The organism is Streptomyces rishiriensis (assembly GCF_003112535.1).
GTDB lineage: Bacteria > Actinomycetota > Actinomycetes > Streptomycetales > Streptomycetaceae > Streptomyces > Streptomyces rishiriensis.
Genome location: NZ_BEWA01000013.1, coordinates 251627 through 267934 on the forward strand (window position 1 = coordinate 251627; position 16308 = coordinate 267934).

The window sequence follows — 16308 nt, forward strand, 5'->3', positions numbered from 1 at the left end:
CGCAACACGGCTCCTCCGGCCGGGGCCGTCGAAAACCACCCGTCTGTGGGAGTTCCTCCCAGCCTCCTACCCCGGTACTGCAACAAGCTGACGGTGGTGCGGGGCCTTCGCGAGGGGCATGGTTGGTTCCGCTTACCCCGGGGGCTCTTCACCCGGGAGCAGGCGGAACCAACCCGGCCGGGCCACGGGGGAGTCCGGCCGGGCTCCGCGCCGTCGGCGGTGTGCGGCGGTGTGCGGAGCCTCGGCACGGGGCGGCCGCCGGTCGGGCGGCCGGGGATCAGGTGAGCTTCAGGGCCTGGCAGTCGGCCTTGAACTTGGCGGTGCAGATGTCGGAGATCTTGTAGATGCCGTCGGCGACGACGGTCTGCTTGATGTTGCTCTTCGTCAGCGCGACCACGGTCACCAGCTTGGCCGGAATGCCCTTGGTCGTCGGGCTGTCGACCTTGTCGCGGGTGAGGGCGTCGAACTGGAGTTCGCGGCCCTGGACCTTGGCGACGGCCGCCTGCGCGGCGGCCTCGGCCATGGCGGGGTACGGCTTGTAGACGCTCATGAACTGCTCGCCGGCGATGATGCGCTGCACGGCCGCCAGTTCCGCGTCCTGACCGGTGATCGGGGGCAGGTTGCCGGCGCTGACGCCGGCCGACTCCAGGGCCTTGATGATGCCGCCGGCCATGGCGTCGTTGGCGGAGTAGACGCCGGCGATGTTGTTCTTGCCGATCGCCTCGATCGCCTGCGTCATGTTGGCCTGCGCGGCCTCCGGGCTCCACTTGTCGGTGTCGTACGACTTCGCGATCGTGACCCGGCCGCTGAGCTCGCTGAGCGCGCCCTGCTTGAACTGCGCGGCGTTGGGGTCGGTGGGCGACCCGTTCATCATGATGATCTTGTCGGCCAGGCTGACGGTGCCGATGGCCTCCGCGAGGGTGCGGCCCTGCACCTCGCCGACCAGCTCGTTGTCGAAGGAGACATAGCCCTCGATCGGGCCCTGGGCCAGACGGTCGTAGGCGATGACGGGGATGTTGGCGTCCTTGGCCTTCTGCACCATGGGCGCGATGGCCTTCGCGTCGACCGCGTCCAGCAGGATGACGTCGACCTTGTCGTCGATCATCCGCTGCATCTGGGTGTTCTGCTTGTCGGTGGACGCGGCGGCGTTCGCGTAGTCGGTCTTGCCCTTGCCGTCGGTGAGTTCGGCGACCTTCCGCTTGATGATGGGGTAGTCGAACTCGGCGTACCGCGTGTTCGTCTCCTCCGGCATCAGCACGCCCACCGTGATGTCGTCACTCCGGGTCGGTGTCGCGCTGGCGCCGTCCTCCGAAGCCCCGAGCATCCCGCACCCGGCGAGCGTGAGGGACATCGTGGAGGCGACCACAGCTATGGCGATACGACGCATTCGGGGGCTCACTTCAGGTGCGTTCGGTGCGTTCGGTGCAATGCGGACATGGGTGCGACAGGTGACCCAGGTGTCTGAAAAGACAACGCGGCAGCGGCCGCCGTCGTCAAGCGGAACTACTTAACGAAGTAGCAACATCACACTCCGCTTAGCGGGTGAAGACGCATGGAGACGAAGCGGAGACCTTGCGAGAACCCGGCGAAGGTCCCTCCGGAAAAGCGCCCAAGGAACCATGCAACCAACGGCGTTGGCCGCGGGTCCGGATCCTGGGTGCATGACGACGACGAGGCCGTCGCCCGCCCCGGCCGGCGCGCCCGCCTGTTGCTCGAGGCCCGCGCCGACGGCCCCGGCGAATTCCCGGCCGAGCTGCACCGCACCATCTCCGCGAACGGCTTCCGTGACGGCGCCGGCCACCCCGACTTCATCCTCGAGGCCAAGATCGACGGCAAGATCGTGAAGCTGAAGCAGAGCGGCGAGAGCGAGTGGGAGCTGCCCGCGATCCCCAAGGGCTTCGGCGCGGCCTCCGGGCTGTCGGCCGTCGACCTCTACCTGTCCCTCGGCGAGCACAGCGACATCAAGAAGGACACGGTCGTACCGCTGGAATCGTCGATGTACATGACCGACTCCGGTTACTTCAACGTGGCCGGCACCAAGGTGGCGGCCGGCCCCGCCCTGGCCACGGGCTCGCCGTCGGCGACTCCGTCGTCGCCCGCCTCGCAGTCCCCGTCCCCGTCCCCGTCCGCCCCGGTGACCCCGTCGGCGTCCGCGTCCGGCTCCGCGGCCACCACGGGCGGCACGACCGGCGGCACGACCGGCGGCGGCACGGACACCGCGGGCGCGACCGGTTCGCTCGCCAGCACCGGTTCCGGCGGCGCTCTGTACGGCGCACTGGCCGCCGTCCTGCTGGCCGTCGGCGGTGCGGCGGCGTGGTTCGGCACGCGCCGCCGCCGGGTCGCGCGCGTCTGATCCGCCGCACGACGAACGCCGAGGGGCCCGCAGGCATCCGCCTGCGGGCCCCTCGCTCCGTCGCGGTACGGGTGTCGCGGCAGGGCCGTCAACGAGCCCCGGGGTCGTACTTCCTCAGCGAGGCCCGGACCTCGGCGGCGTACGCCCCTTCCCACCAGGGGACCGTCTCCACCAGCACCGGCTTGGTGCCGGAGGCGAGGACGAGGGCCCGGCCGGGCGGCATCGCCCCGAGGTCGGAGACGTGCAGGACGCGTTCCCGGCGCGTGGACTCGCTGATGGCACGGTTGCCGGACCAGCCGCCGAACTCCGACTCCCGGCTGGTCTGGTACTCGCGCAGCTCGAACTCGCCGGCCAGTTCGCTCAGATCGCCCAGGAAGCGGGTGTCGGAGACGCCGCCGCCGTAGACGCGGACGTTCGCGGCGGACCACAGCTTCTCCATGCCGCGCTCGCCCCACACCTCGATGCCCTGGGCCCAGGACTGCAGGATCGTCATCAGGATGATGCCGCGCGAGCCGTAGTGCGAGTACAGGTCGGGCAGGTTCCGCCAGCGGCACACGTTGGCGGCCTCGTCGAGGACGCCGACCAGGGGCAGCGGGAGGCGGCCGCCGCGCTGGGTGGTGGCGTACTCCTCGGCGGCCTCGACGACGGCCACGGTGAGCGCGGTCACGAGCGGCCCGGCGGAGTCGCGCCCCTCCCTGCTCAGGGAGTACAGGGTGCCGCCGCTCCGGACGAAGGCGTGCGGGTCGAACTCCGCCGCGTACGCGTCGGCGGGCGGTGTGACCCACCGGTTGACCTCGGGATTGACCAGGCAGGACGCCATCTGCTGGGCGACGCCGTAGATGCCGCTGCGCTGCTTGTCGGGGGCGTTGACGACGCCGGCCACGCCGTCCGCGGACATGGCGTGCCCGGCGCCGCGCAGGATCCGCTCCGGGGTGTCGTCCCTGGGGTTGGACAGCCAGGTGTAGATCTGGGTGATCGGCGCCTTGGCGCAGGCGGCGGCGAGCAGCAGGCTGGCCAGCAGGTCCTGGCCGGCCGGGTCGAAGAAGGCGTCGGTGGAGGCGTTGGCGTCACGCGAGCCGCTGGCGAAGTGGTCGGCCATCTTGCGGGCCTTGGCGACGTCGGTGACGTACGACAGCGGGTTCCACCACCAGCTCGGCTCCTCCTGCGCGACCTGCTGCGGGTCGAACACCCACACCGGTCCGCGCGCGGTCCGCGGCCCCCGGGTCGCGTCCACGATGTCGCGCTTGTTCGAGGTGACGAGGACCGCGCCGGGTCCGTCGAGGATGGCGGGAATGGCCCGCCGGGTCGTCTTGCCGGTCCGGGGACCCCAGATGTCGACGTGCATGTCCTCGTACGAGCCGAACAGCGGCTGACGGCCCTTCACGGACCGTCCGATGAACACGCCGGGCGTGCGCGACCGCACGCCGAGGCGCTCGGCGGTGGCGGCCGCACCCTTCATGGTCAGCCTGCCGAGCTCCTCGCCCTTCGCGAGATGCCGGGCGGCGCCGTCCACCTTCGGCCTGTTCCTGAACCGCTCGCGCACCCGGTAGGCGCCCAGGCCGAGGATCCCGGCCACCACCGCCTCCCCGGCCGCGACGGCGCTGGCCGCGGAACCCGGCCAGCTGTAGTCGCCCTTGACCACGTCGACGAGGAAGGTCAGCGGATCGCCGGCCGGCGCGGGCGCGTCGGCGTACCCGGCCCCGATCTTCGCGGCCAGCCAGGCCCCGGCGCCGACGACGAGCACGACCGCGACGGCGATGACGATCTCGAAGGTCCAGTCGTCCTCGGCGCGGGGCTTCTTCTGCTGTTCTGCGGTCACCCGCGGGTCCGTCCTTTCTGGACTGGGGAAGCTGTGTACAGGCGAGGGAGAACGGTGTGAGCCGGCGGGAGGAGAGCCGGTACCGGGCCGGTCAGGCCTTCTCCGCCGCGAAGGCGAACCAGGCGCCGTCGGTCTGGATCAGCGTGTATCCGTCGGTGGTGAACTCCTCGGGTGCGTCCGTCCCCTGGGGCAGCAGGCCGATCAGCTTCTTGGTCTTCATGGCCAGCACCCCCTGGTCGTGTTCGAGGTTCGCGTACAGCAGACCGCTGCCGGTGGCGATCAGGGGCTGGACGTCCTTGTCGTCGGCCTGCTGCCGCCACAGCTCGGCTCCGGTGCGGGTGTCCCACGCCACGGCGCCCTCGGTGAAGTTCACGACGGCGGTCGTGCCGTCGGGAGACACGACGGGCACGGCGGTCTGGTCGAACTCCTTGAGCGTGGTGTGCGGTCCGACGGCCAGGGTGGCTCCGGTGCGCAGGTCGACCGTGGTGAGCACGGCGTCGTTGGAGCCGCTCGCCGACCAGGCGAGGATCGCCCGGTCGCCGCGGAGGGGAAAGAGTTCGGCGTCCGCCTCCTCGCCTTTCTCGCCCTGCGCGACGACGTCGGCGGGCGGGGTGAGCTCGGTCGTGGTCCACAGGGCCCGGCCGGTGCCGCGGTCGATCATTTTCAGGGGCTCGTTCACCCCGTCCCCCTCGGGGACGTATCCCTGTCCGGTGCCGAGGGGCTCGGCTGCGGCGAGCTTCGCGGGCAGCACCAGGTTTTCGCCGCCCCCGATCGGGGCGAGGGTGCGGTCGTCGTACGCGCGGCCCGGCAGCAGGACATGGCCACGGACGACGGGCAGGTCGGCGTGCTGCTCGTCGGCGTAGGCGGAGCTGCCCAGTTCGGCGCCGCTGGGGGCGTACATGGTGTAGACGGTCTTGACGGCGGCCTTCTTGAGGCCGCTCGCCCGGCTGTTCTCGCAGGTGCGGATCAGAACGGCCGGGGAACCGTCCTTCCAGGTCCCCACCTGGACGTGGAGGTCGCGGCTGGGCGCGTCGCTCTCGGCCGGGTCGTAGGTGCATTCGACGGTGAAGGTGCGGCGCTCCTTCCCGGTGGCCGCGTCGTAGAGATGACCCACGAAGTGCGCCGTCTGCGGGTCCGCCTCGCCCTCCTGGACCCGCGGGGACAGGTCCTCGACGAGAAGGAAGGCGTCGCCCACGGCGCAGAGGCCGGCCTGACCCTGGTCGTCGGCCGGGCGGGCCGCGTGGCCGGCGCACCACAGGGCGGCCTCGGCCTTCCGGGCGAGGCTCCAGGCAGGCTTCGCGGACAGCCCGGGGATCGGGTCGCCGGAATAGGCGGGCGACTTCGCCGCGCCCGCCGATGCCTTCGGGGACGCCGAACCGGTGGTGTCCGCACCGGCCCGCGCGTCACCGCCGCCGCACCCGGCGACGAGTCCCAGGGACAGCACGGTCCCGGCGATGAGGGCGATACGCGGCTTGGTCAACTGCGGTGCTCCGTAAGGGATAAGGAGATAGGGAAAAAGGGGGGAAAGATGAAGAGGGAAGGAGGGAAGGAGGGAAGGAGGGCAGAGGGAACGAGACGGAGCCGGGGGGGACGCCCCCGGGCGTCAGGCGCCCTTCTCGTGACCCGTTCCGTCGCCTTCGACGGGGTTGGTGCCCTGCGGGATGGGGACCCGGTAGACGCCGGTGATCTTGTCCTGGTAGTCCCAGTTGCTGAACTCCACCGTCTTGCCCGGCCGTGGAGCGTGGATGATCTTGTGACCCTTGGGGTCCCAGACCAGGCCCACGTGCCCCGAGTGGTTGCCCTCCGGCCGGAAGAAGATCACGTCGCCCGGCTGGGCCTGCGAGAGCGGCACCTCGTACTTCTTGAGGTACGGCTCCTGGGTGTACGTGGTCGTACCGATGTCGATCTTCCCGCCGCTGGCCATGTAGTACGCCCACTGCGTGAAGCTGGAGCAGTCGAAGCTGGTGGGGTTCTGCCCCTGCAGCCGGGGAGCTCCGAACACGTAGGGGACGCCGATGCCCCGCTGGGCCCAGCCGAGGACCGCGCGGATCACCGGGTCGTCGGAGTCGGGCAGGACGCCGGAGGCGCCGGCGCCGTCGGGGGGGACGGCCGCGCTGCCGTTCTCCTGCGCACAGTCGGCGTACTGGGCGTCCTTTCCCTTGCCCTTGCCGTCGTCGACGGAACCCGGGACGGTGCCGTAGTCAGGGTTGGCGGTGATCCGGCCCTTCATCCACTCCTGAGGGTCGACCATGCCGGGGCCCGCGTCCTGGCCGGCGACGAAGGGGTTGTCGACCCCGGGGACGCGCACCTCCCAGTGCAGGTGGGGCCCGGTGACGTTGCCGGTCGCGCCGACGGTGCCGATCTGGTCGCCGCGCTTGACGGTCTGGCCGACGGACACCTTGATCGAGGTCTGGTGGGCGTAGAGCGAGATGACGCCGCCCTCGTGCTGGATCTCGGTCTCGTTTCCGTACGAGCCGCCGGGACCCGCGTGGACGATCTTGCCGTCGGCCGCGGCGTAGATCGGGGTGCCGGACGGCGCCACGAGGTCGAGGCCGGTGTGGTAGCCGAGGCTCCACATGGCGCCGTTCTGGTGGTACTTGGTGCCCAGCGTGTAGGCGCCCTCCTTGATGGGCCACTGCCAACCCGCCCCGCCCGTGGGCTGCTTGGCCGCCGGGAACGCGACGGGAACGGCGGCGCTCGCGCCTGGAGCGCTCACCGTGTACCCGGCCGGCGCCATGGCCGTGGTGGTCTTCTCCTCGTCGCCGCCGGGCAGCGGCGGGGTGGACCACGAGCGCGGAGCCGTCGCCGCGATGCTCAGCGCGGAAGTGGGCTGGGCGTTGTTGCCGACCGGCTCCGGAATGTCCGACTGCTGGCCCAGGGTGGGGAAACCGGGATTCTTGTCGACGGCCTCCTTCAGGTGCGCGTACCAGCGTTTGATGAGCTCCTGGTCGCCGGTGAGCACCCCGTGGTAACGGGTGGCCTGGGTGATGACGACGCGCGGGTAGATGGTGTTGGACGCCGTCGAGCCCGAGTAGATCTGGAGCGCCTTGAACGGCGCGGTCTCGGCCTTGTTGGCGTGCAGGTAGTTGGCCGCGGCCCAGGCGGCGTCGTCGATGTTGTACAGGTCCTTCTTGCCGTCGCCGTTGCCGTCGGCGCCGTAGTCGGTCCACGCGGGGGTGCCGAACTGCAGGATGCCCATGTAGCCGAGGGAGTTCTTGCCGCCGGGCGCGGCCGACTTGTCCTGGCCGAACTTGGTCTCCTGATACATCTGACCGGCGATGAGCCCCCAGTCGAGACCGTCGTACCGGGCTGCGGCGCGCATCGCCGCAAGGATCATCTTCGGCGGTATCTCGTTGCGGGCGGTCTCGCTCGGCATGTACATCTTGCCCGCCGGCAGGATGGGATTGGTGGCCGCCGCGTCACCGGTGTTGCCGGCGTTCGCGTTGTCGGCATAGTCGCCGCACGCGGCCGCGACGGCGCCGTTGCCGGTTCCGCCGATCATCCCCATCAGGATGACGGTCACCAGCGATATGCCGCCGAAGGTCAGCAGGCCGCCGCTGCCCCCGAGGACGAGCCAGAGTTTGAGGTTGCCCTTGTCCTTGTCCTTGCCCTTGCCGTCGCCCTGATCACCTCCGCCCGACGCGGCCTGACGCGCCTTCTTGGCAGTCTTGGCGACCTTGGCGGCCTTCTGCGCGGCCGCCAGTACGGCGGGTGCCACCATGGCGGCTCACTCCCCCGATTCTTCAGAGGCGCCCACGTCGCCGAGACCGAAGATGTCGAAGCCGGAGACGACCCATTCGCCGCTCTCCTCCTTGACCGTCACCAGCCACCTGTTGGACTCGGTGACGGTCTTTCCGCCCGCGGTCCGCGCGGCGGACACGTTCACCACACTGGAGATCGACCGTCCGCTGCCCCGCACCAGGTCGTCCGAGATCATCGCGTCCCGTACGACGGTCGCCGTGCCCTTGGACGAGCATCGGTCGGCCTCGCACTGGGCCCACGCCTTGCCCGCGGGCAGGGTGGTGGCCTGCTTCATCTGCGTGTCACCGCTGGTGAGGCCGAGCAGCGGAGCACTCCACGCCGCCGGGTTGCTCGCATGGTCGTACGTGCTGAGGCCGGCCATGTACTTCGCCATCACCTCGTGCGCCTCGGCCACTTCGGTGAGGGCGACGATGGGCGTGGCCCCGCCGCTCGGCTCCTGCTTGCCGTCCGATCCCGTGTCCGCGTTCGCGGCGTCCTGCCGTCCCGCCGACGGCGCGGCCGAAGCCGCCGCCCCGCCATCGCCTCCCTCGTCGCCGTCGAAGACGGTGAACACCGTGAGCACGGCGACCAGCAGAACTCCGAGCACCGCCAGGGCGAGCAGCCCCGAGCGCTTGCCCTCCTCAGGCAAATCCACGTTCCCGCGCCTCCCTTGTGCTGAGCCGGTACGGCGGGTGACCGGGACACGGTAGGTGGCGGGGGAGGCGGGGAGTCGGGGGAATTCCCGGCGGGGAAACCCTGCGGGCGGGCAGCGGGAAAAGGGAGGAAACACCGGCCCGCCCCCACATCACCGTGCCGGCGTGTGCGGCGCGGGCGGCGTACGGCAGACGGGAGCCGTTCTCACTCGGGCCGCGGATCCACCGGTAGCGGGTCGAACGGGTAGGCCGTGTGACCGTCCTTGGGCGAACAGGCCGCGAAGGGACCGGAGTCGGCGTCCATCAGCACCCGCAGATGCGGGTCCGCATGGTGCAGCCACCACGTCGACATGCCGAGCGCCGGGTCCTGGCGCAGGTGTTCCCAGGCCAGCCACAGCGCCGACAGCCGGGCGCCGGCCTCGGGGTGCTCCCACCACTTCGGGCACCACGTCGCCGAAGAGCCGTTGACGCGACGGCGGATCACCTGCGCGAGGTAGTCGGAGACGAAGACGAAGACGTCCGCGAAGTAGAACTCCGGCTCCTCGGAAGCCGGTTCGGTGGCGGTCATCGCTCGACTCCTGCGGGTGGCTGCGATCGGGGCGCGGATGCGGTCAGGTCAGGACGATACCGAGCAGCAGCACCACCACCACGATCGCGCCCATCACGATGCGCGCCGTCGGGTCCTCGCGCTCCCACAGGTCGTGCACGACGGCCCAGCCGGTCATACGGGCGGCGCGACCTCCCCGGAGACGGGCTCCGGCGCCCTGCTGCTCCTCGCCGTCGTCCCCGTCGCCCGGCAGGGGCGTCTGCGGTTCTTCGTCGATCCCGACCGGCAGTCCCTGTTGCTCCTGAGCCACCAGGACCATCTGCTCGAGGAGCTCGGGAATCGTGTTCGGCGTGAGGGGATACGCGAAGGTCCCGTACGGCGTCTCCACGCACAGGCGGGCCTGCCAGGGGTCGCCGGGCTCGTAGCCGTCGACCCAGGCACGCTCGGCCTGGAAGACCTGAGGGGCCTGGGGTGCGTGGAGAACCTGAGGAGCCGGCACGGGGGCCGGGGCCTGCTGGACCGGTGGCGCCTGCGGGGGGATCTCCCCGGTACGCGGGTCGGGCTGCGGGGGGTACGGCTGCTGCGGGTACCCGTTGTGGTCGGTCAACTCTCGTCCTTCGCCGGGTCCGTCGGGTCCAGGGGGCGGGGCGCCGGGTGGCGGCGCCCGGCGCGCAGGGCACGCGCTCCCAGCGCATTGTGCGCCCGGAGCGGGTCGGTGCGGCACGCCCTCTCCCTTGCAGGTCCCTGATGCTTTTCCCGGCGGTTTTCCCGAGACAGACCTGCCGGGAATCCCCGGAGTCCCGGCGAGGAATGCGGCAGCGGTCTGGTGACAGGTCTTTGTCAGACTGCCAGCGCACCTGGCATGGCCAGGGCCCGTCGTGCGGTGCGGCCCTGACCCGCCCAGGCGGACGGGGAACCGACTCGCTGGAGTAACCGACTCGATGACAGACCACAACAGCCCTGCTGGCGCGGTCGGCGGAGGCCAGCCTTCGGGGCAGCCCGGGCCCTTCGGTCCTTCCCAGCAGCCGCCGCAGCAGGCCTGGCAGGGACAGCAGGCCCCCGCTGCCCAACAGCCGCAGCCCGGCGCCCCGCAGGCTCCCCAGCCTCAGCAGCTTCCGTCCGACGCGGCCCGTGCCCAGGTCGCCGCCGCCTGGGTGCGCAACACGCCCCGGGCCGGCCAGGCCGCCGTCCCGTCACTGCCGCCGCGCGAGACCCGCCCCCAGGGCGAGTCGAAGAAGGAGAAGCGCGAGCGGGAACGAGCCGCACGCAAGGCGGCCTACGAACAGAAGAAGGCGGAGAAGGAGCAGCGCAAGCACGGCGGCGCGTCGACGGCCTCCGCTGCCGCCGCACATGCCCCGGCCCCTGCCGGCCGGAGCGCGCCGCCCCAGCAGGGCCACGTGTCCCCTGCCGCCGGCTCCCCGACGCTCGCGCTGCGCGCGACGGGCGCCGTCGCCCCGGCCGCTGCGCAGGCCGCCACGCCGACCGCCGGCGGTCCCGTGCTCTCCCCGTCCGCCCCCAAAGCCGTACGCGACTTCGACGTCCCCAAGCCGGGCGGCCGGGTCTCCGGCGGCGGACGCCGTACGCACGTGGCGCTCCGCGCCACCCTCCTGATCACCACCTGCTTGTTCGCCCTCGGCTCCTGCGGAGTCATGGGGCTGGTGGTCGGCAAGTCGTCCGGCCCGTCGACCGCCGGCCTCGACGCGGCCGACGTGGACAAGTATCGCCTCACCGACTTCCCGACCCAGCAGGCGGCGACCTTCGCCGAGCAGTACGCCATGCTGTGCATGACCTTCTCCCCGGAGACCGCCTCCACGCGCCGGGCGAGCCTCGCGCGCTACGCCTCGGCCGGCGTCGACGCCGAGTGCGGCTGGAGCGGCGAGGGCACCTCCACCGCCGTCTCCGCCGCCTGGGACGGGACCGCCGAGCAGCTTCCCGAGTACGGCGACCACGGCCGCTACATCGGCGTACAGGTCCGCACGGACGACGGAACGCTGACGACGCTCACGGTTCCCGTCTATGTGCAGAACCTGAAGACGGGCGACGGCATGCGCGTCGCCGGCGACGTGGGCCAGATGCCGCTGCCGGCCCGCGCCGACGTCCCGGAGCTCGACCTGAACGACGAGGTCAAGGACGACGCCCTGGCGCAACAGCTCAAGCAGCAGGTGCTGCCGGGTTACTTCTCCGCCTGGGGCGCCTCCGACGCCACCGCCATGGCCCGCTTCACGACGCCCGACGCCTCGCAGTCGGCCACCTCGGGTCTGTCCGGCCGGCTGAACACGCCGACGATCAACGACGTCGTCGCCCTGGTCCCCAAGAGCGTGCAGAACACCGACCCGTACCGTTACCCCGCCGGACAGGCCGTCGAGGCCCGCGTGATCGTCGACTGGGGCGACCCGAAGGGCGAGACGGTGCGCCGTGCCTACCGGATGACCGTGGTCAACACGGCCCAGGGCTGGTTCATCAAGGACATCCGGGGCGGCGTGCTCGACTCACAGGGCGGGCGGGCCGACAGCGCCGACGACTCCGGCACCGCGTCCCCCTCGTCCGGCCCTTCCACGTCCGCGTCCCCGCCCGCCTCCCCCGCCAAGCCGTCGCCGAGCGGAAAGCCCGGCAAGTCCTGACCGGGACGCGCCGTTCCGCATCCGCATACCGCTTGCCACTGCTTCACCACTCGAGAGGAAACACCGTGTACCTGGCCGCCACCACCATGGAGGACATGTTCGGAGAGATCGAGACGATCCTCCGCAACGCCGGAACGATGGTCGCCGTCATCGCCCTCCTCATCCTCGGCATCCGCATGCTCCTGTCGATGAAGCGCGGCGACGGCATGCGTGAGGCCTTCCAGGGCTTCGGCATGATCGCGCTCGCCGCCCTGATCATCGGCGGCGCCACCGGCCTCGCCGGACTGCTCATCGACCTCGGCGGCCAGATCGGCGGCGGCAAGGGCTGACGTCCGCCGTCGGCGGGACCGTCGTCCGTAGCCGTTCACACCGAGGAGTTCGCACATGAGCCAGGAGGCCCCGGAGCCGCTGGTCGCGTACGACCACACCGACCTGGTCAACCGCCCCAAGCGGATCTGGAACTGGGGCAACATCCCGCTGCCGGGCCTGCTGCTGCCCGCGCTGGGCGCGGCCTTCGGCTTCGGGCTGGTCTGGCTCATCCTGCTGTTCACCGTGTCGGCGTTCCTGCCGTTCCTCGGGATGTCGATGTGGACGTCGATCCTCTACTTCGGGCCGCCGTTCGCCGTCTACTTCGTGTGGGGGCGGCCGCTGCCCTCGGCGCTCACGCTGAGCCAGCAGATCGTGGTGATGACCGACTGGTGGTTCCAGCCCAAGCGCCTCCAGGGCCTCGCCGCCGACCAGGAACCCGAGGAACTGCACTGGCAGGTCATCCTCTTCACGCCTGGCTCACCCCGGTGGCAGGCCCGCTACGAGGCTGCGCGCCGGGCGGCCGCCGAGCGCGGCAGCGCCTTCTCGACCTACCGCTGACCCCCTACACGTCACCTACCGCAGGATGAGTCCTCCATGTTCATGTTGATCCTTCTGGGCGGGGCGGCCGCCTTCTTCGTGGTCGCCATGATCATGGCCGCCTCGTCGAGCAAGAAGAACGGTCAGGGCGGCCAGCGCGGCTCGAACCGGTCCTCCTCGGCCCGCTCCAGGCAGTCCGGCTCCTCGGCCTCCGCCCGCCGCGAGGACCTCCGCCTCCCCTACCGCTACGCCGACGACATGATCTTCGTGCACGGCGACTCGGTGTGGACGGGCCTGGTCCTGCCCAACGCCATCGACGAGTACCTGAACGCCGGCGAGCTCCAGGCGATGGCCGAGGGGCCGGCCCGCGGTCTGCTCAACCTGGCCCGCGGCGACCGCAACGTCGAGTGCCACTACCGCAAGGTCTACCAGCCGATCACCGCGATGACCTGGGCGGAGGAACTGAACGCGATCGCCTGGGAGCCCACCGAGAACTACAAGGCGTACAACCTGCGCAAGGCCGAGTACCAGGAGCGCATCGGCGCCAAGCGCGAGCGCAACATCCTGCTGGTGAAGCTGGGTTCGCTGAAGCGCACCAACGGCGGCAGCGGGGTCGTCGCCCAGGACGACGAGCCGTACGACGAGCCCGGCCTCCTGCGCGGCGTCCGCGGCGCCGCCGACCAGGCCGCCGCCACCGCGACCGGCGTCGCCGACGAGTACCTCTCCCCGCACGTCCTCGCCGAGTGGACGCAGGTCGCCGTCGAGGTCCACGAGAGCCTGGAGGGCCTCAAGGGCGCGCCGCTCAGCCGTGAGGAGCTCGTCTGGCTGATCCGCAAGCCGCTCCACGGCGACCTTCCGGTCCCGCCGGAGCCGGTGCTCGGCTCGCGCGCCTGGGGCCCGAACCAGTTCGACCTGGTCGTCGACTTCTCCGGCGAGAACCGCAAGACGCACATCGTGCTCAACCAGTACGACGAGGTCACCGGCGAGCAGCAGACCAGCTACACCACCACCCTCGTCGCCGCGAACTGGCCGGCCGAGACCCGCTTCCGCCAGTCGACGGCGTGGGCGCGGTACGCCGCCCAGCACGTGGACTTCCCCGTCGAGATCGACATGCGGTTCACGCTCATCCCGTACCTGAAGTTCAAGGACCGCGCCGACAAGATCCGCGGCAACCTCGTCGACGAGATGAACGACATGGCCAACTCCGGCCGCAGCCCCGACACCAGGCTGGCCACCCAGGTCACCCGCGCCCAGGAGCTCGTCGACGACATCGACGAGCACAAGATGCCGGGCATGGAGGCACAGATCCGCTTCACGATCTCGGCCCACGACGTGAAGGAGCTGGAGCGCCGCCGCCGCGTCCTGGAGATGCAGTTCAAGCAGGACCTCAAGGTCACCCTGCTGCGTCCGACCCGCCAGCAGTGGCGCCTTCTGCAGTCCCAACTGCCCGGCGACGCGCCCAAGCTGCCCATCGCCCCCTACCTCCGCCTCCAGGAGGTGGAACAGCTCGGCGCCGGACTGCCCACGGCCGGCACGGAGTTGGGCGACAACCCGGAGCAGCGTTCCGGCAAGCGCCTGGGCTGGGTGGGCAATCTGGTCGGCTGGGCGGGCAAGATGCCGGTCCACTACTCGCTGCACGTGGGCCCGGCCCGCAACGACGGCGGCGGCCTCGCCATCGTCGGCGCGTCCGGCGGCGGCAAGTCCTCCCTCGCGCTGCAGAAGTTCTACGAGGAGTCCGAGTCGGGCGTCCGCTGCCTGGTCATCGACCCCAAGACCGACTTCGCCCAGATGTGCTACTACCTGGCCTTCGGCTCCCAGGTGAACGACCCGGACTTCGCGGGCGACGCGGAGACGGGCCTCCTCGGCACCCCCCAGAGCCGGTTCCAGCCGATCAACCCCGAGTTCTGGGCGGAGACGGAGGTCGTCGACCTCCTCAAGGGCCAGGCGGGCGTCCTGGACCCGTGGGTCATCGCCCGCGACGTCCCCGCCGGCCGTCTGCTCGCCGAGTCGATGCTCCGCGGCTTCCTCGGCGACGAGGACTACCAGCGCGTCCGCCTGCCCGTCATCGAGGGCATGGCGACGGTCATCGGCCGCTACAACTCCGCGATCCGCCAGGCAGTCGAACAGGGCCACACCGCTCGCGACGCCGAACTGGCCGTTCCCCGGCCGACGTTGTGGCAGGTCGTCGACGAGGTCGTGGCGGCGTACGACCACGCGGTGGCCACCGGCGACCGCGAGGCCCAGAAGGACCTGAAGCTCGCGCAGATGCTCCTCACCGAGCTGCGCACCCTCCCCTACGCCCGGCTCTCCTTCGCCGAGCACCCGCAGCCGCTGTCCAGCATGCGCAAGCGCCGCACGGTCATCACCCTGCGCGGCTTCCAGTCGCCGGCCGCCTCCGACCCGCGCAACTGGAACCCGGCGGAGCGCCTCGCGGCGACGGCCCTCATGGCGGTCGTGGAACTCGGCAGCCAGATGCTCGACGTCGGCTACGAGAAGAACCCGGTGACCGGCGAGATCGGCCTGCGCCCCAAGGCCCTCTTCGTCGACGAGGCGTACGTCGTCACCGCGACCGAGTCCGGCCGCGACCTGATGCGCCGGGCGCTGAAGCAGGGCCGCTCCTACCTCGCGGTGACGGTCCTGATCACCCAGCAGGCCATCGACCTCGTGCAGATCGAGGACTCCGAGGCCCGCAGCGGCGGCGCCAACCAGATCCACACGGTGTTCGCCTTCAAGCAGAAGTCGGCGCAGGAGGCGTCCCTGGTGGCCCCGCTGCTCGGCCGCCCGGAGAACGACCCGAAGGTGATCGCCGCCCTGCAGGAGCTGCGCACGGGCGTCTGCCTCCAGCGCGACGCGGACAAGCGCGTCGGCACGGTCGCCGTCGACCTCGTCTTCCAGGAGATCCTCGCCGCCACGGACACCAACGGCACCACCCGCCCGGCCCGCCAGGGCGTCAACCCGCCCCTGAGCGTGTGGGACTGGACGTTCATGCAGGAGGCGGAGCGGGACCCGGCTGCGTCCGCACAACGCGCCGAACAGGACGCGGTCGCGCAGCCCGTGTGACGACGGCGGACCGCCTGCCCACCCCCCCATCAGCACTGAGGACGGACACCATGCGAATCAAGCGAGCGCTCGCGATCGGCGCCACCCTCGTCGCGTTGACGGCAGTGGCGGGATGCGGAGGTGACGACGCCAAGAAGACCGACGACAAGGGCCCGGCCGGCAGCACACCCGGGAGCGCCGGACAGACCGCCGCGGGCAGCGGTCTGCCCAAGGCGGCCGACCTGGCATCCATCGCGTACTACGTGAACAAGTACACCCCCTGTCTGGACCTGAAGACGGGGGCCGAGTACGACGTCAACCACGACGGGGACAAGGCCGCGTGGGGCGCCGACGAGGCCGCGGACCCGTCCTGGGGCATCAAGGAACGGGGTGTGTGCAGCGACGGCTCCGGCGCCCCCGTCGCCCTGCTGTCCGTGGCGGACATGAAGAAGCTCCAGACCGCCGCGAAGGCGGACAACGAGCGGTTCCTCGTGGGCGAGGACTTCGCGGTCGTCCCGGTCGGGAGTCAGACGATCCAGGGCCTGCAGAAGTCCGGGCTGAGGTTCCTCACGTGCGATCCGGACTTCTCCGCGCCCAGCGGCTTCGAGAAGAGCCCGGCACTCGTCGAGGGCTGCGTCCTGACCGACTACTTCTCCAGCTGAACCGGACCGCCGCCGCCTCTCTCCGTC

Annotated in this window: 13 protein-coding genes; 6 read left to right on the top strand and 7 right to left on the bottom strand. The window is 71.1% G+C overall.

Translation table 11 applies throughout. From position 1 onward, the window contains the following. Positions 1-277: 277 nt before the first annotated feature. Entirely contained in the window at positions 278-1387 is a 1110-nt protein-coding gene (locus Sri02f_RS24180) for a sugar ABC transporter substrate-binding protein (protein ID WP_109003394.1), read from the bottom strand. Positions 1388-1657: 270 nt separating this feature from the next. Here Sri02f_RS24180 and Sri02f_RS24185 point away from each other — a divergent pair, with 270 nt between their 5' ends. Continuing rightward, the gene (locus Sri02f_RS24185; RefSeq protein ID WP_176589891.1) at positions 1658-2353 is read left to right on the top strand and encodes a hypothetical protein; all 696 of its coding nucleotides are present in this window, start codon (positions 1658-1660) and stop codon (positions 2351-2353) included. A gap of 88 nt (positions 2354-2441) precedes the next feature. On the opposite strand, the gene Sri02f_RS24190 is transcribed toward Sri02f_RS24185, so the two are convergent. The 6 genes from Sri02f_RS24190 to Sri02f_RS24215 form a co-directional block, all read right to left on the bottom strand. Next, the gene (locus Sri02f_RS24190) at positions 2442-4172 is read right to left on the bottom strand and encodes a type IV secretory system conjugative DNA transfer family protein (protein ID WP_109003395.1); all 1731 of its coding nucleotides are present in this window, start codon (positions 4170-4172) and stop codon (positions 2442-2444) included. 91 nt (positions 4173-4263) lie between these two features. Further along, a complete protein-coding gene (locus tag Sri02f_RS24195) occupies positions 4264-5652 on the bottom strand; it encodes a PQQ-binding-like beta-propeller repeat protein (RefSeq protein WP_109003396.1) in 1389 nt (462 codons plus the stop codon). A 123-nt stretch (positions 5653-5775) separates the two neighbouring features. Further along, positions 5776-7893 carry a peptidoglycan DD-metalloendopeptidase family protein gene (locus Sri02f_RS24200; protein WP_109003397.1) on the bottom strand — a complete coding sequence of 706 codons (2118 nt, stop codon included), beginning with the start codon at positions 7891-7893 and terminating at the stop codon, positions 5776-5778. 6 nt (positions 7894-7899) lie between these two features. After that, the gene (locus Sri02f_RS24205) at positions 7900-8568 is read right to left on the bottom strand and encodes a hypothetical protein (RefSeq protein WP_109003398.1); all 669 of its coding nucleotides are present in this window, start codon (positions 8566-8568) and stop codon (positions 7900-7902) included. A gap of 203 nt (positions 8569-8771) precedes the next feature. Further along, positions 8772-9134, bottom strand: a complete 363-nt coding sequence (locus tag Sri02f_RS24210; RefSeq protein ID WP_109003399.1) for a DUF4913 domain-containing protein — start codon at positions 9132-9134, stop codon at positions 8772-8774. Between the two features lie 43 nt (positions 9135-9177). After that, on the bottom strand, positions 9178-9720 hold the full coding sequence (locus tag Sri02f_RS24215; RefSeq protein ID WP_245970776.1) for a hypothetical protein: 543 nt from the start codon (positions 9718-9720) through the stop codon (positions 9178-9180). Positions 9721-10054: 334 nt separating this feature from the next. On the opposite strand from Sri02f_RS24215, the gene Sri02f_RS43000 reads away from it, so the two are divergent. The 5 genes from Sri02f_RS43000 to Sri02f_RS24240 all read left to right on the top strand — a co-directional run bounded on the left by Sri02f_RS43000 (position 10055) and on the right by Sri02f_RS24240 (position 16281). Then, positions 10055-11734: a conjugal transfer protein gene (locus tag Sri02f_RS43000; protein ID WP_245970758.1), complete on the top strand. Its 1680-nt coding sequence runs from the start codon at positions 10055-10057 to the stop codon at positions 11732-11734. A 65-nt stretch (positions 11735-11799) separates the two neighbouring features. Further along, positions 11800-12063: a hypothetical protein gene (locus tag Sri02f_RS24225; protein WP_093773962.1), complete on the top strand. Its 264-nt coding sequence runs from the start codon at positions 11800-11802 to the stop codon at positions 12061-12063. 55 nt (positions 12064-12118) lie between these two features. Next, entirely contained in the window at positions 12119-12601 is a 483-nt protein-coding gene (locus tag Sri02f_RS24230; RefSeq protein ID WP_109003400.1) for a hypothetical protein, read from the top strand. A 36-nt stretch (positions 12602-12637) separates the two neighbouring features. Further along, on the top strand, positions 12638-15640 hold the full coding sequence (locus tag Sri02f_RS24235; protein ID WP_109003401.1) for an ATP-binding protein: 3003 nt from the start codon (positions 12638-12640) through the stop codon (positions 15638-15640). Between the two features lie 50 nt (positions 15641-15690). Next, positions 15691-16281 (top strand): hypothetical protein, encoded by a 591-nt coding sequence (locus tag Sri02f_RS24240; protein WP_109003402.1) that lies wholly within the window; start codon positions 15691-15693, stop codon positions 16279-16281. Positions 16282-16308: the final 27 nt, after the last annotated feature.

Bases quoted from the DNA above. Each gene is read 5' to 3' on its own strand.
- Sri02f_RS24180 (WP_109003394.1), bottom strand. From the start codon at position 1,387: ATGCGTCGTATCGCCATAGCTGTGGTCGCCTCCACGATGTCCCTCACG.
- Sri02f_RS24200 (WP_109003397.1), bottom strand. From the start codon at position 7,893: ATGGTGGCACCCGCCGTACTGGCGGCCGCGCAGAAGGCCGCCAAGGTC.
- Sri02f_RS24210 (WP_109003399.1), bottom strand. From the start codon at position 9,134: ATGACCGCCACCGAACCGGCTTCCGAGGAGCCGGAGTTCTACTTCGCG.
- Sri02f_RS43000 (WP_245970758.1), top strand. From the start codon at position 10,055: ATGACAGACCACAACAGCCCTGCTGGCGCGGTCGGCGGAGGCCAGCCT.
- Sri02f_RS24230 (WP_109003400.1), top strand. From the start codon at position 12,119: ATGAGCCAGGAGGCCCCGGAGCCGCTGGTCGCGTACGACCACACCGAC.
- Sri02f_RS24235 (WP_109003401.1), top strand. From the start codon at position 12,638: ATGTTCATGTTGATCCTTCTGGGCGGGGCGGCCGCCTTCTTCGTGGTC.
- Sri02f_RS24240 (WP_109003402.1), top strand. From the start codon at position 15,691: ATGCGAATCAAGCGAGCGCTCGCGATCGGCGCCACCCTCGTCGCGTTG.